The organism is Gemmatimonadota bacterium, assembly GCA_041390105.1.
In the GTDB taxonomy this organism is placed as follows: Bacteria; Gemmatimonadota; Gemmatimonadetes; order Longimicrobiales; family Gaopeijiaceae; genus JAGQIF01.
Window position 1 is genome coordinate 1,679,132 of record JAWKQO010000001.1, and the last position, 24,064, is coordinate 1,703,195.

The window sequence follows — 24,064 nt, forward strand, 5'->3', positions numbered from 1 at the left end:
GATTTCGATTCATGCCCCAACGCACCCTGGCTGAAGAGCGAGGCTTCGTCCTTCCCGCGGCCCTGCTGGCCGTGGTGGTACTGACGATCGTCACCACCGCCGGCTTCTTCGCAGTCCAGCAGGAGTCGCAGATCGGCGCGTCGGCAGAGCGCTCCACCAAGGCGTTCTACCTCGCCGAGCAGGGCATCGTCGACGTGCTGGGGTCGTGGAACAACGCGCAGTACGCGGCCATGCCCCAGTGGGGCACGCGTCAATCGACCGACACCACGGCCATGGGGATCTGGACGGTGACGGTCACGAAGGGCAACGATCAGATCTATTACCTGGATGCCACCGGCACCCTGACCGAGGGCGGGCTGCTCTACCAGGGCTCGTCGCGACGGGTGGGGCTGGCCGCACGCATGACGCTCCCGGACTTCGACCCCCGCGCCGCGATCACCACCACGGTGAACGTCTCGGTTCGTGGGCGCGCCGAGGTCCATGGCGAGGATCATGTGCCCCCGGGCTGGGGCGGCGTATGCACCGGCCCACTCAGCGACCGCGCTGGTGTCCTGATGCAGGACACCTCCACCATGGGGAACGCCGGGAAGAGCAAGGTGACCGGCAACCCGCCCGTCCAAGAGGATGCCGGGATCGGGTCCCAGACCTTCAACCAGTTCGGCGACATGGACTGGGCCGAGCTGGTCTCGTTGGCTTCAAAGGTCTACGCGGGCGGTTCGCTCAACCAGTTCTTCCCCCAGCTCGACGTCAATGGCAACTGCGACTTCGGAGACATGCAGAACTGGGGAGACCCGGAGAACCCGGCTGCGCCCTGCGGGAACTACTTTCCCGTGATCTACATGGCCGGCAGCGCCAACCTGCAGTCGGGAAGCCGCGGCCAGGGGATCCTGCTCGTGGACGGTGACCTGGCCGTGCGTGGAGACTTCCTCTTCCACGGACTGGTGATCGTACACGGGCAGTACGATTCCCAGGGGTCCGGCAACCGCGTCTACGGGGCAGTGATGGCCAGCAACGTGGACCTCGATCAGCAGAACGCCGTCGGCCAGTCGGTGGTCGACTTCTCGAGCTGTGCGATCGAGCGTGCCATCCTCAACGCGAGCGAGCTCAACCGGGCCCGCCCCCTCTGGGAGCGCGGGTGGGTGGATCTGTCGTCCCTCTCAGGAAGCTGAGCTACGGGTCGAGTCCTCAGCTACCGGTCGAGTCTGAGCCACCGGTCGAGTCTGAGCTGGGGGTCGAGTCGTCGCTGTCGTTGTCGAGCCCGCCGGGGGCGGTGACGCCCGCGTAGGTCAGGCGCGACGGAAGAGATGGTTCAGGCGGGTCGAAAACCCCGAATGATCGATCTTGGTGGTGGCCATCTTGAACGCCGACCACCCGAGGCCCGCCACGGACAGCCCCATCGGCACCAGGACCATCCCCGCCAGGATGCCGAAGCTCCCGGCCCGAACCAACACCACTCCGAAGACCAGTAGGGCCACGCCAAAGAGGGCCAACGCCAGCGCCGCCAGGCCCAACACGGCTTTCAAGGCGCGCGCGCCCGCGCGCTCTCCGCCATGCTTGTGGACCAGCGCCACGCCGCCCAGCAAGGCCACTCCGATCCAAAGAAGCCGCTCCAGAGGCGACCCCAGGAAAACGGCAAGGACCGCGAGGACGGTCGCCAGCTCGAGGAAGTACCAACGCAATACAGCGCGGACGATCGACATGAGCGTTCGGATGCTTGGCGCCCGGACGCGGTCCGGATCCGGATCCCGGAGTCGGACCGGGTCACGGTCCCCGGGTGCAAGGCTGGAGCCAGTGGGCGCCGGGCTCAGGCCCCGGGCGCCTCAGCCGTCCGCAAGAGACCGCAAGCGCTCCTCGAGCTCCTCCTGCCGTCCTTCCGCCTCGACCAGGCCGTAGAACGCGGCAGAAGGCGCCAAGAGCGTGAAGAGCCGGTGGGCCCGTTCGAAGGCTGTGCGAGCCAGGTGGGTCTGCCCCTCCGCCTCCGCCCCGAGACCGTACACGTACAGCGACTCCGCCAGTACCCACGCACGTGTGGGATCCACCTCACCGGTCGACGCGATCATCAACTCCAACGTCTCGGGGGAGGCGCGCAGCGCCAGGTCGAGGTCCAGCCCGACCCCGACCAGGGCCCGGTCCACCTCTTCACGCACCCTGGGACCGGAGAGCTCACCGCCGAGAATACGACGGCGGATCTCCGCCAGGGCACGGCCCATCTCCTCGATGAGCCGCAGGATGAAATCACGCTGTGGCATGCGTCCTCACCGCCGGCCGGTCCAACCCGGACCGCGCAGCGCCCGCCCCGGCGTCGCCCCGGTGTGGCTGCCATCGCGGACCACGGGCACGCCGTTGACCAGAACATGCAGGACCCCGGTGGACAGTTGATGCGGCTCTTCGAAGGTGGCCCTGTCTCCCACCGTCTCCGGGTCGAACACCACGACGTCCGCATACCAACCCTCGGCCAGCACACCGCGATCGGGGATCCGCAGGCGTGTGCTCACCGCCGACGACATCTTGCGCACGGCGTCCTCGAGCGTGAGGAGACCCTCCTCCCGCACGTAGCGGCCGAGGATACGGGGGAACGTCCCGTAGGCGCGAGGGTGCACCAACCCCGTTTCCGCATCCGGATCGACCCCACTCGCGTCCGTCCCGATCTTGATCCACGGTTGCTGCAGGCCGAGGCGCACGTTGTCTTCGTCCATCATGAAGTAGACGGTGCCGATCCGCTGCTCCTCGGAGAGCACCAGGTCCATCGCAGTATCGATCCAGTCGCTCCCCATCATCTTGGCCACGTCGGCGAGGCGCCGTCCCATCAGGCCCCGGTTCCCTTCCCGCTCGAACCCGAGCAGCATCACTCCCTCCGGAGTGGCCAGGTCACAAAGGTTCTCCCAGGAGCCGTCGTTGCTCCGGATCTCCTCGCGAATGCGCTGGCGAACGCGAGGGTCCCTCAGGTTCTGCAGCAGGCGTCCGTCTGCGGACACCCAGGGCGGAAAGCAGGCCGTCAGTCCGGTGCCCGCGGCCGCGTACGGGTACATGTCGGCCTGCACGTCCAGCCCCGCCGCTCGAGCGGAGTCGATCTTGGCGATGGCCGCGCGCATCTTGGGGAAGTTGCGCTTGCCCGCCGCCTTCAGGTGGAAGATCTCGACGGGCACGCCCCCCCGTCGGCCGATCTCGATCGCCTCGTCGATCGCCTCCAGCAGCCGGTCGGCCTCGGAGCGCATGTGTGTGATGTATAGACCACCGAAGGGCGCCATGGCCCGACCCAGGAGCGTCAGCTCCTCCGTGGTGGCGAAGTTGCCGGGCGGGTAGATCAGAGCGGAAGCGAGGCCGAAGGCGCCGTCGCGCATGGCGTTGCGGACCGCCTCCTGCATCTCCTCCATCTCGGCTTGGCTGGCCGGGCCCATGGCCAGTCCCCTCCCATAGGTGCGAATGGTGCTGGCGCCAACGAACGAGCCGATGTTGGCGGACACCCCGTGCGCTTCGATGGCCCTTAGCCAGGCGTCGAACCCGCGGGGACCCTCGAAGCGGCGCAGGCGCGCCACGGCCGCGCTGTCCCGCACACCTCCGGCCTCGATGATCCGGTCGTTGACCGGCGCCATCGTCGATCCCTCTCCGAGGATCTCGGTGGTCACGCCCTGCGTGACCTTGCTGATCAGCCGGCCGTCACCCCGAAGCGTCTGGGACTGGGATTGGCCCTGAATGTCGATGAACCCGGGAGCCACCACGAGCCCCGTGGCGTCGATGCGGTCACGTGCGGCTACACTGCGCAACATCCCCGGCGGAGCGATGCGGACGATCCGGTCGTCCTGGATGGCCAGATCGCCGTAGAACCAGGCCGCTCCGGTTCCGTCCACCACACGACCGCCTTCGATGACGAGATCGTAGCCTCCTGACGAGCGAGGTTGCGGTCGCGTCGACGTACCCGTGGTCGACCCGGTGGCCATGCAGGAGCTGGCAACCCAGCCGACGACGGCGACGGTTCCGGTCCAGCGCGATGCGCGTCTCATCTGCTTCACTCCCCGGGGCTGCGCCGCGGCGGCCTACACTGCGGCCACGTCTGAGGCTGTCCTGTGCGTTCGTTGGTTGGGAGCGTGCGCTGAGCGGTCGGCACGCGCTCGGGGTCCTCCGACGCCTGATACGCCAACATGGCTGCCAGGGTCGCATTGTTCTTGAGATCGGAGAAGACGACCTTGTCGTAGGTGTCGAGGTTGGTGTGCCAGGTGTATTGCCGGTAGTCGGGATAGCTGGACTGCAACCGGAAGCCAGCTGCCGGCACACAGATGAAGCTCATGTGGTCGCTGCCGCCGGTTTCCGGCACGCCCGGGATATCCAGGTCGATCTGATCGGTGATCTCCCCGGGAAGCGCGCTCAGCCAACGCCCGAAGTGGGCTCCGGCCCCGAGGAACCCCTGCATGCGGATGTAGTCGATGCGCCAGGTGCCGTTGTCCTGGTTGAAGGCCGCCTGCAGACCCGAGACGATGTCAGGATGGTCCGCAGCGAACGCAGTGGAGCCGACCAGCCCCTGCTCCTCCCCTCCCCAGTGCCCGACCACGATGGTGCGCCGTGGATTGGGATAGGTCTGCTTCAGGATGCGCATCGCCTCCAGCATCATGATCGTGCCGGTCCCGTTGTCGGTGGCGCCGGAGGCCCCGTCCCAGGAGTCGAGGTGAGCCGAGAGCAGCACGTATTCGTCGGGACGCTCCCTCCCGGGGATGGTGCCGACCACGTTGAAGGCGCTCGCCGGGCCCAGATCGCGCGACTGCGCGTCGACCCGCAGCCGGGGCCCCTGCCCCCGCTCCGCCAGTCGATGGAGCAGCGTATAGTCCTCGCAGCTCAGATGCAGCGACGGCACCTGCGTCGTCTGGCTGGAGAAGATCTTGTCGGCGCCCCAGCCGGCAGACCAGCGGTTGGTCAGCACCCCCGCGGCACCGGCACGCTCGACCCGTCCCGCCAGATCCGCCCCCAGGGATCGCAGACGCGTGGCCCAGGCTGCCGCCGCCTGTTGACGATGCTCCTTCATGGCGGCGAACGAGGCTTCGGTGGCCCACTGCTCCCAGCTCTCATCGGGGCGGCAGGTCGGCTCGGGGAACGAAAGCAGCACGAAGGCGCCTCGCACCTGCGGCAGCCAGGCGTCGAAGGCGTCGGAGGTGGTCACGCTGGCGGGAATCGCGACGACTGCGCCCTCCACGGGACCCGACGTTCCCGGAGACCACGCCAGCATCATCCCGTTCAGGGTGCGGACGCGCGGCTCGATCAGGTCGACGTGCGTGTAGCCGCGCTGCCATCCGTTCCAGGTGCCATACGCTCGCTTCTCCGCGTCGATGCCCCAGGAGCGATAGCGCTCGATCAGCCAGTCGCCCGCGGCGTCGTAGGCGGGTGACCCCATCAGGCGGGGTCCGATCGAGTCCATCAGCGCCTGGGCCAGCGTCTCCACCTGGGAGCCCGCGCCCATGCCCTGCTCCCACATCGCGCGGATGACAGGGTCGTCGGTGGGGAACGTCTGCGCGGCGAGCCGCCCGGACAGGGGCAGGGATGCAAATCCCACCGACACGACGAGGAGGTTGCGTAGACAGCGCATGAGGCACGGCTCCGGAAGGCCCGAGGAACTCACGGGAACGAGGGACTCCAACAGAGCGCCGCCAAGCGGCGCGCGGCAAGGGAGCGGGAGGGCGAGGTGGGCTTGCGCGGACCATAGGTGTACACTTATATAAGTCATGACCTATGGTAAGGCGTTGACGGCCTTGGCGGACCCGACCCGTCGTTCCCTGTTCGAGCGGCTGCGGCGACGGCCCCAGGCGGTGGGTGAGTTGACGCGTTGGGCGGGGATCAGCCAACCCGCGGTGTCCCAGCACCTGCGGGTGCTCCGCGATGCGCGACTCGTGGCGCACCGCCGCGATGGCACGCGCCACGTCTACCACGCCACGCCCGACGGGCTGGCCGAGCTGAAGGCCTACCTGGAAGCGATGTGGGACGACGTCCTGCAGGCCTACCAGGACTCGTTCGAGGACCCGCACCGGAAGACACGATGACGTCCCCATCCCCCGCTCTGCCCCCGATCGTGCGCGAGACCCGCGTACCGGTCCCTCCAGGAGCGGCCTTTCGCCGCTTCACGCGCGAAATGGGCTCCTGGTGGCCACTCGACAGCCACTCGGTGGCGGGCTCCCGTGCGCGCTCACTCGAGTTCGAGGAACGCGTGGGAGGCACGATTGCCGAAATCGACGACCAGGGGCAGCGGCACGTCTGGGGCACCGTGACCGTGTGGGAGCCGCCTTCCCGCGTACGGTTCACCTGGCATCCGGGCCGTGAGGCCGGTGGAGCGCAGGACGTCGAGGTGCGCTTTGAAGGCGGCGACCAGAGCACCCGCGTGACGCTCACCATGTCGGGCTGGGAGCGCTTGGCGGCACCGCTGGCGCGCAAGGCACGCCGTGGGTATCCGATCGGGTGGGCTTACATGCTGGACCGCTTCGCCGGCCGCCGCACCCTTCGCGTGCTGGCGTTCGATCTGGCTGGTCGTCTGCTGGCGCGCCGTCGCTGACTCACGCCGAGGCCGGTGCGCTCAGGCCAGCGCCTTGCGCAGGTGCTCCCCAACGTCGGACATGAACCGGTGCACCGAGGCCTCGGCGATGCGATGCCCGACCAGCGCATTCATGGCGTCGCCGATCGGCCCGCCCGGCACTGTGTAGTGGCCCTCGAAATCCAGCTGGGTTTCTGTGGCCGTGAGCGGGTAGGCCGACAGCGTCCCCTTCATGAGCGGGAACAGGCGCGGCGACTGGGCCGCCTCCCACTCCAGGCGGATGCGGGTGTGCCGCTGGGAAGCCAGCTCCCCCACCTCCTCCTCGCAGCCGGTCACCGTGATCGCGATCGGCGTCCCCACTTCGAGCCCGCCGATGTTGACGTGCAGACCCGCCGCCACGTCGTGCGCTCGGGACGCCGCCGCCTTGGTGGCGGTGCGAAACAACTCGAGCACGTCGCCCATCAGCGCTTCGCGGACCTTGGTGTAGGGGCGATTGACGTAGTCGAATGCCCGAACCTCGCGCCCTCGTTCCATCTGGCTCCATCCTGCAGGGGGATCCCTGGTCGAATGGTACAAGCTTGGCCCACCCTCCGCACCGTAGCCGTTGCGGCGGGGCTGGCCCCCTGGGGCAGGGCCGGCACCCGGACATCCCCAAAACAAGGTTACGGGGTCGTTACACGGGGCAGCCCCCACCGTTACTCCCTCCAGCCGACCTTTTCTCCGATCCTGAGAAGTGTGCCTTCGTCGGAGGACAGAGGTTTTGGCCACGTCCGGCCCCAACGGGACCGAGCCACGTCCGCGCGTCCTGGTGGTCGAGGACGAGGTGGACATCGCGGCGCTCATCGCCTACGAGCTGACGCGCGCCGGCTATCGCGTGGAGACGGCGGCCACTGGACGTGATGCGCTGCGCGCGGTGGAGCGCGAGGTGCCCGACCTCATCGTCCTGGACCGGATGCTCCCGGAGTTGTCCGGCGACGAGGTGCTGCGAGAGATCCGCTCGGATCCGTCCCTCGGCACACTCCCTGTGCTGATGCTCACCGCCAAGAAGGAACAGGAGGACCGCATCCAGGGCTTGGAGCTGGGCGTGGACGACTACCTGACCAAGCCCTTCAGCCCGCGTGAGCTGGTGCTGCGCGTGCAGGCCATCCTGCGGCGTATTCGGGAACCCGCGGTCGATACGGGAGTGCGACTTCTGCGATCGGGACCCTTGGCCCTCAACCTCAGCTCCCACCAGGTGGCATACGAGGGAGCGGAGCTGACCGTCACGCCCACCGAGTTCCGCCTGCTGAAAGCCCTGATGGAGCGGCCAGGGAAGACGCAATCCCGACGCCAGCTCCTGCAAAGAGCCTGGGATCTCGACGCCGCCATCTCCGATCGCATCCAGACACGCACGGTCGACATGCACGTCCGGCGGCTACGCGGCAAGCTGGGCGACGCCGGGGACTGGATCGAAACCGTGCGGGGGTTCGGCTACCGATTCCGGGGCCCGGTCCGCTGAGCCGGCCAAGCGCCCAAGGTATTCCCTACTTCCTCTCGACCTCCGTCCGCACGCCTCAAGTGCTGCTCCCGAGGGCTCGTACGCCGCCGTCGGAGTAGCGGAACACCTTGTAGCCTTTCCCGCGTGCCACCACCTCCTCGAAGAGCGCGGCCTCCCCCAGACCACCTCCCTCGATCCGGAAGCGGATCCAACAATCGGTGAGCACCCGGAACGTCGGGAACTCCCGCGACACGCCCTCGCAGTGAACGTCCTCGAAGGCGACAGACCGGGATGCGAACCAGGCGAGGTTCCGCGCCACAGCGCGCGCGTTGCGGCGCTCGAGATCCGACCAAGCCAGATCCTGCGGAAGCCCCGACCCCTGCGCCGTCGTGATCTCGGGCCAAACCACGTCCCGATGCGCCTCCGCCGTCAGTCGCAGGCGAGCCAGGGTCACCGTGTCTCCACGAGCGAAGCCGTCAAGAACGAGCTCGCCGAGCGCTCGCAGCGAAGATGCGGAGCCCGGGAAGGGCTCTACGTTGGGGGTGCTCTGCTCCTCGCGCCCGCACCCGACTCCACTCACCACGGAGATCGTCAGGCAGAAGACGGCCGCAAGCCGGGCTCGGCTCGGTCGAACCTCGAGGGAACCTACGCGTTGCACGCCCACCCTCACCTTGGAACCTCCACGTAACGAAGCTCGCGTCTTCCTGACCCTGGAGAGAGAGGCGCCGGGCCAGCCGTACGGCCGACCCGGCGCTCCCACGCGGTGAGCGCGGCAGAGGAGTTCCTCGCTCAGCCCGCGTTCGGATCACCCCAACGAGTCCAGGGTGCCGCATACCACTCCGAAGAAGCGCCCGGCTCGACCGCGCCGATGTAGTCGACCGTGTCCAGGCCGCTGCCCGCAGGCGGCGCCGCGCAGCCCGACGCTGCCGGCCCCGACGCATCGGGGCGGAAGTCCGGATCCGTGCGGTTGTACGGATCCGCCAGCATCGGATCGGCTTCCTGGTTGCCGGCTCCAGCCGCCCACACGGTGGCCTGGAAACCATCGCTGTCGGTCGAGATGTTGACCGCGTTGTCGAACAGGATTGTCGATCCCACCTGCACGCCGTTGGTGATGGTCTCGGCGTTGTCCACGTCGAGCCCGGCGGTGCCAAAGCCCACCACCACCGCGCACATCACCATGCCGCCGGTACCCCGACGCAGGAGCATGCCCGTGGTGCTCTCACCGGCAGTCCCCGTGGCACCCTTCCCCACCACCGTGGTGTTCCAGACGTTCGGGTTCGTCAGCGGAGTCGCGGTGAAGTCGTCCTCGTTGCCGTCGACCTCGTAGCCGTTGTCCGCGTCGTCCGGATCCTGCTGCACGATCCAGTACTGCCCATTGCCCGACCACCCGGTGGACCAGTCGAAGGAGTCGTCCGAGGCGTCGGTGACGATCATGTACTTGATGTCCACCGTCCCGCCGAACAACTCCACACCGTCGTCCAGTCCCTCGTGCACCTGCACGTGGTGGATCTCGGTCCCGCTGCCCACGCCGTTGAGTGTGAGGCCGTTCAGCTCGTTTCCGAACGAGACCTCGAAGCCGGCATACTCGATGCGCGCGTACTTGAGCACACCCGAGTCGTCGTCCAGGACGTTGCCCCCGTACTGACCCGAGCTGCCCTCGCCGACGCACTCGCTCGCGGGGAAGTTGCACTGCGACTCACCGTTGATGACCAGGCCACCCCAGTCACCGGCGGTGGGCGCGTTGCTGCCGCTCCCACCGACCCGAGAGCTGGTGAAGATCACGGGATTGGACTCCGTGCCCTCGGCAAAGATCTTGCCGCCCACACGTACGATCAGAGCCGTGGGCTGCACCGTCACGTCACCTTGGAGCATGGTCCCTGCAGGGATGTGTAGCTCGCCTCCGTCCTCCACGGTCACAATGCCCTGCAGCTTGTAGACGGTGTCGGCTGACAGCTGCCGGTTGCCCGTGATGGTGCCGCTCAACACTGCGGTCCGGTTCTCCACCGGCACCACCACCTCCGCCAGAGCACTGGCCGAGGAGTTCCCGTCGGCGTTGACCGCGATCACCTGATACTGGTAGGTGTTGCCCGCGGTGATGGCGCTGTCCGTGTAGGTCGTGGCGGTCACATTGGCCGCAACGTCCGCAAAGGCCGCCCCCGTGCCGCTGACCCGTCGCTGCACCCGATACGAGGTGGCCCCCGTCGAGGCGCTCCAGGCCACCGTGACCTGACCATTGGCCAGGCTCACCGTCACGCCCGTGGGGGCTGCCGGCGGCTGGGGATCCGGCGTGGTGCCGCTGTCGCTGCAGGCGCCCACCGCCACCGCGGCAGCCACGCCCAACGCCACGAGCTTGACTCTTCCAATGCTGAACATTCCGAACGTCTCCTCCGTTACGGATGGGTCCCGTGGTGGGACCGGGGTTGGGCTGTCCCGCCTTGGGGCAGCCTTTTCAGGTGCAGGGGAAGACGTCGGCGCATGGGTTCTTCAGTTCCCGAGCTTGAGCGCGATCGAGAAGCTCCGACCCATGTCGTAGGCGCGAAGCAGGTCTTCGCCCTGCGTGAAGTCGACCTGATTGCCGAGCAGACGGGCCGCGGACAGCTTGAGTGCCAGGTTGTCCCTCAGCTTCTGCTCGAAGACCAGATCGAGCTGGCTGCGCGCCTCTTCATAGATGTTGGGGGTCGCTTCCCGGTTCACGGCGTCGATCCGCCGACCGAAGCGATTGAAGAGGACCGTCGCAGTGGTGTTGGAACGGTCGTTGTAGTACGTCAGCCCCGCGTTGACGACGTAGGGAGACTGCCCTTGCAGCGCGCGGCTGCGGGACTGGACGTCGAGCTCCTGGGCCCCCACTCCGGGCAGGTAGTAGCGGAAGAGTCCGCCCGCTGCGACCTCGGACTGGACCAGCGTCACGTTGGCGTTGGCCGTGAATCCCTCGAAGGCATCGGCCAACAGCGTAAGCGGTGCCCTCAACTCGATTTCGGTACCATAGTTCTTGGCGCTGGGCGCGTTGACCCACGTCTTGATCAACTCCGTGCTCGGAAGCACCTGGACCTCGATGGGGTCCTGAAAGCGCTTGTAGAAACCGGAGACGGCGATCAGGGCACCTGGCTGGAAGAACCACTCCCAACGCAGATCGTAGTTCTGGATGCGGCTGATGGTCAGCTCTGGATTCCCCACCACCAGAAAGCCGCCGGCGTAGTCTGCGAACGAGAACGGCGCCAGTTCACGAAGCTGTGGGCGCGCCAACGTCCGCGAGGCGCTTCCCCGCAGGTTCATCGCGTCCGTCAGCTCCAGTGTCAGATTGATCGACGGCAGGATCTCGGATCGGTCCACGTCCGCGCCGGCCAGCGGCTCCTGGCTGGCCTGAGGAAACAGGTCCTGGGGCGACACCACCTGCTTGGATTGCTCGAAGCGGGCACCTCCCACCAAGCGGAGGCGCGGCAGGATCTCCGCATCGATCATGGCGTACGCAGCGTCGATGTCCTCGGACGCCGTGTAGTTGTCGGTGCGGAAGGTCGCTTCCTGGATCTCGAAGCCTGTGGGCGAGATGTACTGCGGCTGAAACAGGTCGTCCGGCTCCAGGGTGCGCACGTCGGAGTTGATGTCCGAGCCCTGCGGCCGGAAGCGGAACCGGCGCGAGTAGGCATCGCGCTCCTTCCGATCGGCGCTGGCACCGAGCTGGAAGGAGGCGGGCAAGCCTCGAACGGCGAACGGCACCTTGACGTTGATGCCACCGCTCAGACCGTCATCCACCATGTCCTGGTGGAAGACGCTGCCGCTCTGGATGAAGTCGTCCCAGAAGTACTGACCGTTGAACTCGCGATAGAGCGACTCGCGGGTATTGGGCTCATATCGCTCGGCACGGGTGAGAGCCGTGCGCCAGTCGACCGCGACGTTGCCCAGCCCACCGAACTCGTGCTGCCCGCGCAACTGCGCGTTGGTCAACGTCTGTTCCACGTATTGGATGCGCGTGTTCCGCTGATCGGTGTTGGAGTCGAGGTTGAACCCCTCCAGCGACCGCGCCGCATCGTCGGTGAGTCGGTTGTAGACGCCATTGATCGTCAGCCGATGCGTCGGCGCCAACTCGTAGGAGAGGTTCACCAATGCGCCCAGCGACACGGAGTGGGTAGTGACGTCGCCCGTGTAGTCCACGTCGGGCTCCCCACCGCCCCCCGCGCCGAAGGCGCGCTCGATCAGGTTCGCCTGCACGCCGTAGTCACTGGACTGGTTGACCGAGGCCAGAAAGCCGAACGACCGGCCAAGCAGCTCGAACTCGTCGCCGAAGGAGACGCCGAAGCTCTCGTTGACGGGGAGCGCTTGGGCGGACGGGCCCCACGCCCCGCCGAAGGCCTGACCGATGGCCTGCAGGTCGGCAGGCGAGAAGTTGGCGCGGTTCACAGCGCGGTCCCGCGGCAGCAGCGCGGGAAGGTCACGCGTCCCGTCGTCGAAGCCGAGGAAGTCGTAGCCGCCGCCGGCGTACCCGAGTCCGTCCTTCAAGGACGCCACCGAGTTGTAGCTGCTGGAGAGGCTGACGTTGAAGATGCGGAACGCCGGGAAGTCCTTGGTGCGGAGTTGCACCAGCCCACCCGCATAGTCACCGGGTTGATCCGGCGAGTAGCTCTTGGCGGTGACGATGCTCTCCAGCATGCTCGACGGAATGACGTCGAGTGGAATGACCTTCTTGTCCGGCACCGGCGAGGCCAGCGGCGAGCCGTTCAGCGTCGTCGAGCTGTAGCGCTCTCCCAGACCGCGCACGTAGGCGTACTTGCCGTCGACCACCGATAGGCCCGGCACACGACGGAGCGCCGCGGCGGCGTCGCCGTCCGGGGAGCGCGAGATCTGGTCGGAGCCGATGGCGTCCACCACCACGGGCGCCTTCTGCCGTTCGGTAATGAGGGCGACCGTGTTGCCGCGCTCCGCCTCGGCCGTGACGACCAGGGCCTCGAGGGCGATCGCCTCCGGCTCCATGGAGACGTCCAGGGTGATGGTCTCGCCCGCCCGGACCACCACTCCAGTGATGGTCTTGTCGGCGAAGCCCAGCAGCTCCACGCGGACGTCCATCGTGCCGGCCGGCACGGAACGCAACACGAAACGTCCGTCCAGGGATGAAAGCGTCCCGATGCCCGTGCCTACCACGAATACCTGGGCATTGGAGAGCGGCTCCCCGTTCTGCGCGCTCACGGCGCGCCCTACGATCCGTCCTTCGCTCTGGGCCTGGGCCGCCAGTGGCCACCCGATGCCCGCGATCGAGATCCCCACCAACAGCAGGGCGGGGCGTGCGACGGACCGGAGGAATTCGACCAACGCGTTCATGCGCTGTCTCCTCTGCGATTTCCTCGTGAGTCCGATCGAGCCGTACCTGGCTCGCATGGGAGTTTACCGGGGCGCAGTAACAGCCGACTGGCGAGAATGTGACGGAATGGTAAACGACATAAATGATTGTATTATCGACACTTACAGCACTGGCCCCAGAGCGGGCTCCGCGCAGGGGTCACAGAGGGCGCACCCGCTGCCTCGAAACGCCACTGGCGTGGGCGATCCCGACGCGAACCGGCCCAGCCGGGGGGACTCCGGCCACGCCGCTCCGCCCTCCACGAGGGGCGAGCGGGCGTCGGGGGGCGGGCCGCCGGGCGCCCTCCCCGCCTAGCGCCCGCGCCCTGGCACGGCCGCTGCTTGTCAAATCGCCGTCCCGCCCGCTAGGGGGCGGGAGACACCCGTGCTGGAGCGTGTATGAAGACTCGACTGCACATGACTTCCGTGCTGGGCTTGGCGCTGGTGGTCGGCGCGCTCTCTTCCTGCGCCTCGCTGCGCAAGGAGACCCAAGCCGAGGAGGGTGCGGCCGTGGGGGCCACGACGGGCGCCGTGGTCGGGGCCGTGATCGGGTCCCGCAGCGGTTCCACCGCCAAGGGAGCCATCCTCGGTGCCGTGATCGGCGGCACCGCCGGCGCGATCATCGGCAGCCAGATGGACGAACAGGCCGACGGCCTCGAAGACGACCTCGAAGACGCCACCGTCGAGCGCGTGGGCGAGGGGATCCAGGTCACCTTCGACTCGGGGATCCTGTTCGGATTCGATTCGGATCGCCTGCTCCCGGACGCGCAGACCAACCTGACCAACCTGGCCGAGTCGCTACGGGACTATCCGGGCACCAACGTCCTGGTGGTCGGACACACCGATGCCACGGGCAGCGACAGCTACAATCAGGGGCTGTCCGAGCGCCGCGCCGGAGCGGCGGCCCGCTTCCTCATGGACCGGGGTGTGGACGCCGACCGTATCGATCGCCAGGGCCTGGGCGAGACCGAGCCGGTGGCAAGCAACGAGACGGAGGAGGGACGCGCCCTCAACCGCCGCGTGGAGGTGGCGATCTTCGCGGGCGACTCACTCCAGAACGCCGCCCGGCGGCGCGCCGGTGGATTCTGATGCACTCCCTGCAGCCGGACCCACGAAGTCGCGACGGGGCCCTCTCGGGGGCCCCGTTCTCGTATTAGTAGCGTAACCCGGTACATTGGAGCCCAACCCTCGAGACCGGAGCGTCCCGTGAAGCGAGCCCCCCGTCCGCTGCACTCGGCCGCGCTGGCCGCGCTTTGCGCGGCGGCGCTGCTTCCGGCCACGTCCCTGGGCGGGCAGGCGCTACCTCGGACCCGACCCGACGCCGTGGGCATGTCCGCCGCCCGGCTGGAGCGCTGGACCCGTCTGGCCCAGGAATACATCGACGCGGGGCGGATCGCCGGGACGGTGAGCCTGGTCATCCGGGATGGGCAGATCGTCCATCTGGAAGCGCTGGGCGATGCCGATCGGGAGCAGGGCACCGCCATGCGCACGGACGCGCTGTTCCGGATCGCCTCGATGAGCAAGGCGATCACCAGCGTGGCCGCCATGATGCTGGTGGAGGAAGGTCGGATCGCCCTGAATGACCCTGTCTCCCACTACATCCCCGCCTTTGCGGGGACTCGCGTCGCGGTCCCCGACAGCACGCGCTTCGGCGGCCTGCTCTTCTCGGAGCAGCCCGCGCGGCGGGAGATCACGATCCGGGACCTGCTGACGCACACCTCCGGGATCTCCTACGGCGGAGGCCGCCTTACCCAGCGCTACCAGGACACCGGGGTCTATCAGTGGTACTTCGCCGACAAGGACGAACCCATTGGTGCGACGATCGAGCGCCTGGCGAGCCTTCCGTTCGAGGCCCAGCCCGGGCAAGCCTGGGTGTACGGGTTCTCCACGGATGTGCTGGGGCGGGTGGTCGAGGTCGCCTCCGGAATGCCGCTGGACGCCTTCTTCCGCGAACGGATCTTCATGCCCCTGGGCATGCGAGACACCTACTTCTATGTGCCTCCCGACAAAGCTGCGCGCCTCGCCGCGGTCTATTCTGTCAACGCGGACGGCGAGATCCACCGCGCGCCCGACGAAGGGATGGGTCAGGGCAACTACGTGACTGGCCCCCGCACCAGCTTCTCGGGAGGCGCGGGACTGGTGAGCACCGCCGAGGACTACGGGAGGTTCTTGCTGGCCCTGCTGCAGGGCGGTCGGCTGGGCGAAGCCCGGGTGCTGGCCCCGACCACCGTTTCGCTCATGACCGCAAACCACGTCGATACGCTGTACGGACAGCCGGGCCTGGGGTTCGGGCTCGGGTTCGAGGTGCTGGAGGACGCGGGCGCAGCAGCGGTCTATGGGTCGCCCGGCACCTACGGCTGGGGAAGCGCTTACTACTCCAGCTACTGGGTCGACCCGACGGAAGGTCTCGTCGGCATCTTCCTGGCGCAGCTGGTGCCGGCCGGAGGCCTCGATCTGCAACGGAAGTTCCGGACGCTCGTCTACCAGGCCATCGAAACGTCGCGGCAGCCCTAGCAGATCGCTGACGGACGTGGCTACCCCGCGTGCGGACCGCACCACGGGTTCGCGGCGTTCAGGGAGAGAATGAAGTGGGGTTCTTCGAAGAGCTCAAGCAACGACGGATGTTCCGCATCCTGGCCTCCTACGTGGCGGCCGGCTGGGTCGTCGTCAGCGTGGTCGACCAGTTCGTCGACCGTGACGTGCTCCCCGAGGGCGCCTACCCTGTGACCCTGGCCTGGTATCTGACCGGCATCGCGGCGGCTCTGGTGGTGGGCTGGTATCACGGGGAAAAGGGCCGACAGCGTGTGTCGCGGGTGGAGTTGCTGCTCCTCGGCCTCTGCGCGGTGCTGGGCATCGGGTTGACCCTGGCGCTCCGTCCCGAGCCCAGCGGACGCGCGGTGGGCGTGCTGGAAGGGGGCGCCGGGTCTCTGGATCCGCACCGGATCGCCGTGCTCTACCTGGACGACCTTTCCGCGGATGGTTCGCTCGGCCACGTCGCGGACGGTCTCACCGAGACGCTGATCGACGAGCTGGCGGCCGTGCCCGCGCTGAACGTGGTCAGCAAGAACGGCGCGCTGCAGTTCAAGCTCCTGGAGTTGGCGCGCGACAGCGTCGCACGTGCCGTCGGGGCGGGCACGATCGTGACGGGCTCCGTGGAGCAGGCCGCGCAGGGCCGCATCCGCGTCAACGTGGCGCTGTCCGATGGGCAGAGCGGCACGCAGTATCAGCGCGACTCCTTCGAGCGGCCGGCCGAAGACCTGCTCGAGTTGCAATCCGACCTTGGCGCCGAAGTGGCGCGGCTGCTCAGGTCCTGGCTGGGCGAAGAGATCGCGTTGCGCAGCGACGCCGGCGAGACGCGCAACGTAGCGGCGTGGGCTCAGCTGCAGCGAGGAGAGCAGGCGCGCAAGCTGTTCGAGCGCCGACTCGAAGAGGACGACCTGGCTGGTGCCCTGGCTTCCTGGCAGCAGGCGGATTCCTTCTTCGTCGCTGCGGCCAGCGCCGAACCCCGCTGGCCGCGGCCAGCCGTCCAACGCGCCGAGCTCGCGGTTCGCATGGCCCAGATCTCAGCGGGCGATCTCACGGAGGCCGCCGAGTGGATCGAACAGGGCGTGGCGCACGCCGATCGGGCGCTGAGCCTCGATGGGTCGAACGCTCGGGCACTCGAGTTCCGTGGAGCGCTACAGTACCTGCGCTGGGGACTGGGGCTCGAGCCGGACCCTCTCCGTGCCGACGGGTTGTTGGCCGCGGCGGAGCAGGACCTGAGTCGCGCCACCAGCCTCGATTCGCACCTGGCCAACGCCTGGAACCTGCTGTCCATCATCCACTCGCAGAAGAACGACATCGTGGGCGCCAAGGTGAACGCGCTGCGCGCCTACGAGGAAGATGCCTTCCTGCGCTCCGCGGCGGACGTGCTCTGGCGCCTCTATGCCACCTCCTACGACCTGGAGCAGTTCGAAGACGGGGTCGAGTACTGTCAGGAGGGGCACCGGCGCTTTCCCAGAGACCCGAACTTCGTCGAGTGTCAGCTTTGGCTCCTGGAAGCAGGCGCGGTGACGACAGACGTGAACCGCGCGTGGGCGCTGGCGGATACCCTGGTGGAACTGAGTCCTCCCCACCTGCGCGACTGGAACCGGGTCATCGGGCGCATCACGGTGGCCGGCACTCTGGCGCAGGCGTCGCTGGCGGACAGCGCCGACGCCGTGCTGCTGGGGGCCCGAGTGGGGCCCGACGTGGATCCCACGCGCGAGTTGCTCGCGTTCGAAGCGGTGATCCGGGTCCAGATGGGTGATCCGGCCCAGGCCATCGACCTGCTTCGGACCTACCTCGAGGCCAGCCCGGAGCACCGCCAGGGCTGGCGCCTCACCAACCACTGGTGGTGGCGAGGCCTGCAAGCCAACCCGGACTTCAAGGCACTCCTCGCCCCTTAGGAACGCTCCGCCCCACGTCTGCAGCGCTTCCCGACTCCGGTGTCGCCCCGCTGCAACGTTTGCGCGGGACATCCGACGTCGCTTAGATCCCCTCTACGTCCGCATACACCGGTAGCTGCGAACCCCCGCTCCCCAGGACATACCCCCATGCATCGCCCCGCCCTGGCGGCCCTCGCGGCCGTCGCTGTGCTCATTGGCTGTGACTCCGGCCAGACACCGTTGACCCCTGAAGCCCAGGGAGACCGGGCCGACGACTTCGTGGTGCAGCTGAGTCCATTGAGCGCCGGCTTCAGCTTCGCGCCGCCCCTGGCTTCGCTTTCCGTCACGGACCCGTTCGACGCCACGCTGGCGCCCCGGGTGGAGGTGTGCGAGGGCATCAGCAACCCCTGTTCCTCTGTCCTCGTCGAGTTCACGACGCAGACGTCACCCTCCGTCCAGCTGTTCCCCAACGAGGAGCTGTACGGGGTGAAGTGGAACACGGGCGCGACCGTACCGCAGGTCGGTGTGCTCTATCGCGTCCGCGCCCTGGTGGGCCCACTCGAGTTGGGGTCCGTGGACGTGGTCTTCACGCCCGCTGCCAACGGCAACACCCAGGGCAACTCGGTCGTCGTGCCCAACGCCGTCAGCGTCCCCGCCGGAAGCGTGCTCCCGGTCCTGTTCCGGATCGAGCAGGGTGCGCTGCCGGTCGCCTCCGGCTGCGTCACGAACCCCGCGGTGCTGGACTGTGACGTCATCCAGGTTCCCGTGTCGCAGGGCGGCGTGGTGCAAGTCGGGAACCCCACCACGCAAGAGTTCGCGGGCGAGGTGAGTGTGGCGGCCGGGGACGCGCTCGTCCCCAACGGCGAGCCCCACTTCGTGCTCACCCTCGAGCACATCGCGCCACCGCCGGGCGTTCAGCTGTCCACACCCTGGGTGCCTTTCTTCGTGCGGGCCACTGCCAAAGACTCCGACGGCAACGACGTGACGTTCCAGACGGGTGCCGATGTGGTGCTCTGTCAGACCATCGATCTGGAGGATCCACAAAGCCCTTCCTTCCTGCCCGATGTGCTGCACCCGTTCCTGCAGATCGTCCGCGTGCACAACAACCAGGCCTTCCCGCTCGTCACGACCTTCGGCGCACCTCAGTGCGCGGGACCCGGCTCGGCGCCCTCCATGCGGGCTCCCCGCCTTTCCTGGGCCGGACGCGTGTCGGCCGGGCTCGGGGCGCTGGCCAGCCTGGTGCGGCCCCAGAGGCTGGTGGCCTTGCACGGAGGCCTGAATACCCGCGGTGTGGGCGGGTTCAGCGAGTTCGGTGCGACGCTCCCGGTCGACCCGGCCGCCAGCACCGCCTCTGTGCCCTCCGGCACTTCCGGAGCCACCACGGTCATCACGCTCCAGACCGCTGTCGCGCCTGGAGTGCCCCACCCGACCGGAGGCGGCACCGTGGCTGGCGTGGTGAGCGGTGCCAACGCGGGCGCACCGGTCAGCGTAGTGAACCACAAGGACGGCACCTATTCGCTGAGCTACACGCCCGCCCAACCCGGCTCGGACCAGATCGAGATCACCATCGACGGGAACGCGGTGAGCGGCAGCCCCTTCACGTCCTCCGTCGCGCCGAACGGCTTCGGCACTCCAGTCATCGATGGCGTGAAGAGCCCCGGTGAATGGGACCAGGCGCAGGCGATTCCGGTGTTCGCGGGGCCGTACGCGGGAAGCACACTCTTGCTCCTCAACGACGCGGGGTCGCTCTACGTCGGGCTGGAGCTGCCCGCGACGCCCGGAGCCGCCTCCAGCGTGTTCCGGATCCGCTTCGACAACGGATCGAACGGCGTCAGTGACACAGGCGACGACGAGCTGCGCGTCAGCCGCGGTCGCTTCCAGGATCTGCACTTCGATGGGACCTGGCGCAAGCACGACCGACAGCAGGATGGTACGGGGGAGAGCGGCGCCAGCGCCGCGGGCGTCTTCCATGAGCTGGCGCACCCGCTGGCCAGCGGCGACCCCTCCGACTTCTCACTGGGGTTGGGCACCTCGGTCGGCTACTGCCTGGTACTGCTCGAGAACGAGCGTATGGCGTTGGAGCGTCAGTACCCAACCGGGTGCGCGGTCGACGCCACGGATCAGACGGGCTATGCCCTCCTGACCATCGCCGGTCCGCCCAACTGACCGCGCGCGTGGAGGGAGCGAGGCGCTGGAACACCCGGCCTTCTGCCGCCTCCGACGAGAACGCCCGGCCCAGGCTTCCTGGGCCGGCGTCGTGCCTCACCGCAAGGCTCCCGTGCGCAGCGGTCGGACTAGCGGTTGTCCTGCAGGTAGCGGATGATCGCGGCCCGGGCATCCGGGTCGGAAACCCCCTCGAAGAGCATGATCGTGCCGGGGACCATCTCGGAGGGGTCCCGCAAGAACTGGTTGAGCAGGTCGGCCGTCCATTCGCCGCCCATCGTCTGCAGCGCATCGGAGTACTCGAAGCCTTCCACCGAAGCGACCTTCCGCCCGTAGATCCCCTGCAGGGGAGGGGCAGTACCGATGCGCTCACCGGCCCAGGTGTGACAGGTCATGCAGTCGGTGAGCAGCTCCAGCGACGCTTCGTTTACCGGGACCGCGATTTCGACCAGGGTCCCCTCGTCCGTCCACAGCACCACGCGTCCATCCGGTAGCTGCAGCAGATCCCGGATCCGCAGCCCGATCGGGATTGGCTCCACGAACGCGAGCTCCTCGCCCTGGATGCGCGCGCGGTACAGGGCCCGCCCCCGCAGCGACGCGATCAACAGGTCGCCCTTCCACGCGGGAAGCAGCTCGCTGTTCAACTCGATGAGGTTGGAGATACCGATAGAAGGCACCCAGGCATGCACCGGCTCAACCAGGGGGACGCCCAGGTCTGCGTCCTCGTAGCCGGACGCCGACTGCGTGACGTACTCGACTCCGTGGGTCCGAACCGGCCAGCCGTAGTTGGCCCCCTTCACCAGCAGGTTGAGCTCGTCTCCGCCCTTGGGACCGTGCTCTGTGGACCAGAGGCGGCCCTGTGCGTCGCGAAGGAGGCCCTGGGCGTTGCGATGTCCACGCGAGAACTCCTCGATCTCCCCGGTCTCCACGTCGATGATCAGGGCTCGGCCCAGATTCGACTCCGCCTCCTGGGACAGCATCCCGTGCGTTGGATTCCCAACTGTGAACAGAATCCGCCCGTCCCCCAGCGGGAGGATGCGCCCACCCGTCATGAGATAGTTCCAGGGATCACCGCCTGGGCCGAAGCGGGCACAGGGCCTCGCCTCGTGCAGCACGCGCCAGGTGCTCTCGGTGGGCGTGGGATCGGTGGGTCCTTGCACCCGCAGCGCAGAGAGGTGGACGGTGCGGCAACGGCGCTCGTTGTCCCAGAAGAAGTGCGACATCAACAGAACGGTACCGCCGCCGGCCGCCATCAGTTCTACGTCGTTGACCCGCATCCGCGGGAGCGAGACCGCCCGCGGCAGATCGGGCGCGAACTCCCCGAAGTCGAGTTGTGGAGTGTCCAAGGAGTCCACCGACACGGACCCGTCTCCTGGGAGGCGCACGCGGTAGAGCCGGCCTTGTCCGTTCGCCACCAGAAGGTCCGGCCCGAGCGCGGCCAACCCGCCGCCGGCCATCACGGTGGGCTCAGCGACGTTGGCGTGGCGGTACATCTGGAGCGTGTATTCGTTGGTGAAGATGTCCTCTGGTAGGATCGGCGGCGGATCCTTGAGGGTGACCACTCCCATCCCGGCCAGCGCGGCCCCCACCCCGACCAGGGTCGCGACGCTGCCCGCACGTCGCCCCAGGTGCGAGATCAGGAGCGGAAACAGCGCGAAGAGCCCGGCCAGACCCACGGACGCCACCATCACGGTCCGGTAGTACTCCCGTGGAGACAGGAGCAGCAGCAGGAACCCGACGGCCATGCAGGTCCCCAGCACGCCGACCGCGACCCAAACGGTGATGCCCTTGCGCCAGAGACCGAATGCGGCGGTCACCAGGATCGCCAGCCCGTACGCGGCGGCGACCGTGCGGATCATGACGAGCTGATCGGCGGGGGCGTGCCAGGGCAGAGCCGCCAACCACCAGCGGCTGGGGATGAGCAGCACCACCACCAGCCCAAGTCCCTGCCAGGGCAACCAGCGCGAGACTCGAGTTCCGGCCATCGCCCCCCCCTTTCACGATCGTCGATCCGTGCGTTGCAGCCGACTCTCCGGCAGCCGCGCTGAAGCTGCACCCTCCGTGCCGCTGCCCGCCAACCGGAAGGCCCCGGCTGGAGAGAGCGGACGCCGTCCCCCGGCCGCGAAACCATCCAACGGCAGGCCGAAGAGGGCACCACGAATGGAGGGGGGAGCGCCTGGCCTGGCCCGGGGGCCCACGGAACACCGTGCCTGAGTGCGGTGTCCGTGGCCGGGTCCATCCACCTTCCCATGTCCGGCCCGGCAGGTTCATGAAACGGATCAAGCGGCCTTTGTTCGCCCTCTCGCTGCTCGCAGCCCCTGTCTGCCTCGACGCGCAGGAACCGGTGATGCAATCGGCCCGCCACGACTACCGCGTGGTCACCGTGGCAGACGGACTTGTGCTTCCGTGGTCGATGACCTTCCTGCCGGCCGGTGACCTCCTCGTCACAGAGCGCCCTGGCCGCCTGCGGATCATCCGCGACGGAAGGCTACTGCCCGAGCCGGTCGGCGGGGTTCCGGATGTGGTCGCCGAGGGCCAGGGCGGATTGCTGGACGTGGTAGCGCACCCCCGATTCGCCACCAATCGCTTGCTCTATCTCAGCTTCTCCAAGCCGAGAGCCGACCGTCAACGTGGGACTACCGCCGTGGTGCGGGCACGCTTCGAAAACGACCGCCTCTCCGAGGTCGAGGAGATCTTCGAAGCGGATACCGAGGGCAACGGCCACTACGGATCGCGCCTTGCGTTCGACGGCGAGGGGTACCTCTACATCACGGTCGGAGATCGCCAAGTCCCGCCTGAGGGCGACCTGGAAGGGCATCCGGCCCAGGACCTCTCCAATCACCACGGCACCATCAATCGCATCCATGACGATGGTCGGATCCCGGTGGACAATCCCTTCGTGGGCCGGAGTGGTGCACGCCCGGAGATCTGGAGCTACGGGCATCGCAACCCTCAGGGGCTGGCCATCGACCCCTCGACCGGCCGGGTCTGGGCGACCGAGCATGGCCCCCAGGGAGGAGACGAGCTCAACCTGATCGTGAAGGGCGGCAACTATGGATGGCCGGTGGTGGGGTACGGCGTGAACTACCGAACGGGGCGCGCCATCCACGAAGGCACCATGCGAGAAGGGATGGAGGACCCTGCCCACGTCTGGGTTCCCTCGATCGGAGTCTCTGGCCTGCTGTTCTACACGGGGGAGGGTTTCCCGGCGTGGAAGGGCAACGTGCTGGCCGGAGGCCTGGCGGGGCAGGTGGTGGCGCGCCTGACGCTCGAGGACGCCAACGTCATCTCGCGGGAGAACCTATTGGAACGGATGGGGCGAGTGCGCGACATCCGCCAGGGGCCGGACGGCCTCATCTATGTCGCGATCGAGGACGACGACGGGAACCCGTCGTCCATCGTTCGACTGGAGCCGGTGCCCCGCCGGTAGGCCCGGCGGCGGCTCCGCCGCACGGCGTTCTACGACGACGCGCTCGCCAGCGCGGCCGCCCGCTCGATCTCCTCAGGCGTGAGGACCACCTTGAGCACGCCCGCCAACGATGGGCCGGGGAGCCAGAACGGAGCCCCGGCTCGCACGGCCGCCCGCTCGATCACGCCGCCGAAGCCGATGAAGTCCACTCCCACCTTGGTGACCTCGAGGTCGGTGACGCCGTCCCCGACCACGACGATGGACTTGTGCTTCTTGGCCAACGCAGCACACACCTCGGCCTTGCCCCCGCTCCGCGTCATGGGCGAAGCCTCGTCGAAGCCGGTGTACTGCCCATGCTGGTCGTGATGCACTTCCACGGCAAAGACGTTCTCCTCCGCGACACCGAGCTGGCCGACGAACGGGACGACCGCCTGTTTGAGTCCGCCACTGACGACGTAGACGGGCTTCTCCAGGCTTTTCAAGGTAGCGATGGACGACGCTGCGCCGGGGACCAGCCGACGACGATACAACTCGCCCAGCAGGCGCAGGGCCGTGCGGCTCGGGCGGATGCGATCCAGGCGCAGGCCATAGACCTCCTCGAGCTTGACCCGGCCCTCCATGGCATCCGCGGTGAGCTTGGAGAGATCCACGGTAAGGCCGGCCCTGCGTGCGAGCTGGTCGATCCCCTCGACGGCCGACAGGGTGCTGTCGCAGTCGAAGACCACGGCATCGAAGGGAGGTCCGTGCTTGAAGGGTCGGTCGGGATTAGCCAT

19 protein-coding genes are annotated in these 24,064 nt (G+C 68.0%); 9 read left to right on the forward strand and 10 right to left on the reverse strand.

The annotated features are described in order from the left end of the window. Positions 1-11: 11 nt before the first annotated feature. The gene (locus tag R3E10_07415; protein ID MEZ4415568.1) at positions 12-1,169 is read left to right on the forward strand and encodes a hypothetical protein; all 1,158 of its coding nucleotides are present in this window, start codon (positions 12-14) and stop codon (positions 1,167-1,169) included. A 117-nt stretch (positions 1,170-1,286) separates the two neighbouring features. Here the strand turns inward: R3E10_07415 and R3E10_07420 are convergent, their stop codons facing one another. The 4 genes from R3E10_07420 to R3E10_07435 form a co-directional block, all read right to left on the reverse strand. Beyond that, entirely contained in the window at positions 1,287-1,700 is a 414-nt protein-coding gene (locus R3E10_07420; protein MEZ4415569.1) for a hypothetical protein, read from the reverse strand. Between the two features lie 120 nt (positions 1,701-1,820). Continuing rightward, complete coding sequence (locus tag R3E10_07425; protein ID MEZ4415570.1) at positions 1,821-2,249, reverse strand: hypothetical protein; 429 nt, start codon at positions 2,247-2,249, stop codon at positions 1,821-1,823. Between the two features lie 6 nt (positions 2,250-2,255). Next, positions 2,256-4,001 (reverse strand): D-aminoacylase, encoded by a 1,746-nt coding sequence (locus R3E10_07430; protein MEZ4415571.1) that lies wholly within the window; start codon positions 3,999-4,001, stop codon positions 2,256-2,258. A gap of 5 nt (positions 4,002-4,006) precedes the next feature. Further along, positions 4,007-5,572, reverse strand: coding sequence for a M20/M25/M40 family metallo-hydrolase (locus tag R3E10_07435; GenBank protein ID MEZ4415572.1), 1,566 nt, complete (start codon positions 5,570-5,572; stop codon positions 4,007-4,009). A gap of 136 nt (positions 5,573-5,708) precedes the next feature. On the opposite strand from R3E10_07435, the gene R3E10_07440 reads away from it, so the two are divergent. Further along, the gene (locus R3E10_07440; protein MEZ4415573.1) at positions 5,709-6,023 is read left to right on the forward strand and encodes a metalloregulator ArsR/SmtB family transcription factor; all 315 of its coding nucleotides are present in this window, start codon (positions 5,709-5,711) and stop codon (positions 6,021-6,023) included. Beyond that, positions 6,020-6,529 carry an SRPBCC domain-containing protein gene (locus tag R3E10_07445; GenBank protein ID MEZ4415574.1) on the forward strand — a complete coding sequence of 170 codons (510 nt, stop codon included), beginning with the start codon at positions 6,020-6,022 and terminating at the stop codon, positions 6,527-6,529. The genes R3E10_07440 and R3E10_07445 overlap by 4 nt, the downstream gene beginning before the upstream one ends. Positions 6,530-6,550: 21 nt before the next feature. Here the strand turns inward: R3E10_07445 and R3E10_07450 are convergent, their stop codons facing one another. After that, positions 6,551-7,042 (reverse strand): hypothetical protein, encoded by a 492-nt coding sequence (locus R3E10_07450; GenBank protein ID MEZ4415575.1) that lies wholly within the window; start codon positions 7,040-7,042, stop codon positions 6,551-6,553. Between the two features lie 226 nt (positions 7,043-7,268). Between R3E10_07450 and R3E10_07455 the strand changes: the two genes are divergently transcribed. Beyond that, positions 7,269-8,006 (forward strand): response regulator transcription factor, encoded by a 738-nt coding sequence (locus R3E10_07455; protein ID MEZ4415576.1) that lies wholly within the window; start codon positions 7,269-7,271, stop codon positions 8,004-8,006. Positions 8,007-8,061: 55 nt separating this feature from the next. On the opposite strand, the gene R3E10_07460 is transcribed toward R3E10_07455, so the two are convergent. From R3E10_07460 to R3E10_07470, 3 genes are all read right to left on the reverse strand, one after another. Beyond that, positions 8,062-8,643 (reverse strand): hypothetical protein, encoded by a 582-nt coding sequence (locus R3E10_07460; GenBank protein ID MEZ4415577.1) that lies wholly within the window; start codon positions 8,641-8,643, stop codon positions 8,062-8,064. Positions 8,644-8,774: 131 nt separating this feature from the next. Further along, positions 8,775-10,358 (reverse strand): fibronectin type III domain-containing protein, encoded by a 1,584-nt coding sequence (locus tag R3E10_07465; protein MEZ4415578.1) that lies wholly within the window; start codon positions 10,356-10,358, stop codon positions 8,775-8,777. Between the two features lie 111 nt (positions 10,359-10,469). After that, the gene (locus R3E10_07470; protein ID MEZ4415579.1) at positions 10,470-13,295 is read right to left on the reverse strand and encodes a TonB-dependent receptor; all 2,826 of its coding nucleotides are present in this window, start codon (positions 13,293-13,295) and stop codon (positions 10,470-10,472) included. Positions 13,296-13,712: 417 nt separating this feature from the next. On the opposite strand from R3E10_07470, the gene R3E10_07475 reads away from it, so the two are divergent. The 4 genes from R3E10_07475 (at position 13,713) to R3E10_07490 (ending at position 19,885) form a co-directional block, all read left to right on the forward strand. Further along, entirely contained in the window at positions 13,713-14,402 is a 690-nt protein-coding gene (locus R3E10_07475; GenBank protein ID MEZ4415580.1) for an OmpA family protein, read from the forward strand. A gap of 117 nt (positions 14,403-14,519) precedes the next feature. Further along, positions 14,520-15,827: a serine hydrolase domain-containing protein gene (locus R3E10_07480; GenBank protein ID MEZ4415581.1), complete on the forward strand. Its 1,308-nt coding sequence runs from the start codon at positions 14,520-14,522 to the stop codon at positions 15,825-15,827. Positions 15,828-15,856: 29 nt separating this feature from the next. Continuing rightward, a complete protein-coding gene (locus R3E10_07485; protein MEZ4415582.1) occupies positions 15,857-17,740 on the forward strand; it encodes a hypothetical protein in 1,884 nt (627 codons plus the stop codon). A 147-nt stretch (positions 17,741-17,887) separates the two neighbouring features. Then, positions 17,888-19,885 carry a filamin/ABP280 repeat domain-containing protein gene (locus R3E10_07490; GenBank protein MEZ4415583.1) on the forward strand — a complete coding sequence of 666 codons (1,998 nt, stop codon included), beginning with the start codon at positions 17,888-17,890 and terminating at the stop codon, positions 19,883-19,885. A 128-nt stretch (positions 19,886-20,013) separates the two neighbouring features. Here R3E10_07490 and R3E10_07495 read toward each other — a convergent pair whose 3' ends face one another. Next, positions 20,014-21,867 (reverse strand): PQQ-dependent sugar dehydrogenase, encoded by a 1,854-nt coding sequence (locus R3E10_07495; protein MEZ4415584.1) that lies wholly within the window; start codon positions 21,865-21,867, stop codon positions 20,014-20,016. Between the two features lie 284 nt (positions 21,868-22,151). Between R3E10_07495 and R3E10_07500 the strand changes: the two genes are divergently transcribed. Continuing rightward, positions 22,152-23,312: a PQQ-dependent sugar dehydrogenase gene (locus tag R3E10_07500; protein MEZ4415585.1), complete on the forward strand. Its 1,161-nt coding sequence runs from the start codon at positions 22,152-22,154 to the stop codon at positions 23,310-23,312. A gap of 29 nt (positions 23,313-23,341) precedes the next feature. Here the strand turns inward: R3E10_07500 and R3E10_07505 are convergent, their stop codons facing one another. Then, positions 23,342-24,064, reverse strand: coding sequence for an HAD-IB family phosphatase (locus R3E10_07505; GenBank protein MEZ4415586.1), 723 nt, complete (start codon positions 24,062-24,064; stop codon positions 23,342-23,344).

What these genes read in the sequence shown, in the direction of transcription:
- R3E10_07415 (MEZ4415568.1), top strand. Translation starts at nt 12, where the DNA reads ATGCCCCAACGCACCCTGGCTGAAGAGCGAGGCTTCGTCCTTCCCGCG.
- R3E10_07420 (MEZ4415569.1), bottom strand. Translation starts at nt 1,700, where the DNA reads ATGTCGATCGTCCGCGCTGTATTGCGTTGGTACTTCCTCGAGCTGGCG.
- R3E10_07425 (MEZ4415570.1), bottom strand. Translation starts at nt 2,249, where the DNA reads ATGCCACAGCGTGATTTCATCCTGCGGCTCATCGAGGAGATGGGCCGT.
- R3E10_07430 (MEZ4415571.1), bottom strand. Translation starts at nt 4,001, where the DNA reads ATGAGACGCGCATCGCGCTGGACCGGAACCGTCGCCGTCGTCGGCTGG.
- R3E10_07435 (MEZ4415572.1), bottom strand. Translation starts at nt 5,572, where the DNA reads ATGCGCTGTCTACGCAACCTCCTCGTCGTGTCGGTGGGATTTGCATCC.
- R3E10_07440 (MEZ4415573.1), top strand. Translation starts at nt 5,709, where the DNA reads ATGACCTATGGTAAGGCGTTGACGGCCTTGGCGGACCCGACCCGTCGT.
- R3E10_07445 (MEZ4415574.1), top strand. Translation starts at nt 6,020, where the DNA reads ATGACGTCCCCATCCCCCGCTCTGCCCCCGATCGTGCGCGAGACCCGC.
- R3E10_07450 (MEZ4415575.1), bottom strand. Translation starts at nt 7,042, where the DNA reads ATGGAACGAGGGCGCGAGGTTCGGGCATTCGACTACGTCAATCGCCCC.
- R3E10_07465 (MEZ4415578.1), bottom strand. Translation starts at nt 10,358, where the DNA reads ATGTTCAGCATTGGAAGAGTCAAGCTCGTGGCGTTGGGCGTGGCTGCC.
- R3E10_07470 (MEZ4415579.1), bottom strand. Translation starts at nt 13,295, where the DNA reads ATGAACGCGTTGGTCGAATTCCTCCGGTCCGTCGCACGCCCCGCCCTG.
- R3E10_07475 (MEZ4415580.1), top strand. Translation starts at nt 13,713, where the DNA reads ATGAAGACTCGACTGCACATGACTTCCGTGCTGGGCTTGGCGCTGGTG.
- R3E10_07490 (MEZ4415583.1), top strand. Translation starts at nt 17,888, where the DNA reads ATGCATCGCCCCGCCCTGGCGGCCCTCGCGGCCGTCGCTGTGCTCATT.
- R3E10_07495 (MEZ4415584.1), bottom strand. Translation starts at nt 21,867, where the DNA reads ATGGCCGGAACTCGAGTCTCGCGCTGGTTGCCCTGGCAGGGACTTGGG.
- R3E10_07500 (MEZ4415585.1), top strand. Translation starts at nt 22,152, where the DNA reads ATGAAACGGATCAAGCGGCCTTTGTTCGCCCTCTCGCTGCTCGCAGCC.
- R3E10_07505 (MEZ4415586.1), bottom strand. Translation starts at nt 24,064, where the DNA reads ATGGCTAATCCCGACCGACCCTTCAAGCACGGACCTCCCTTCGATGCC.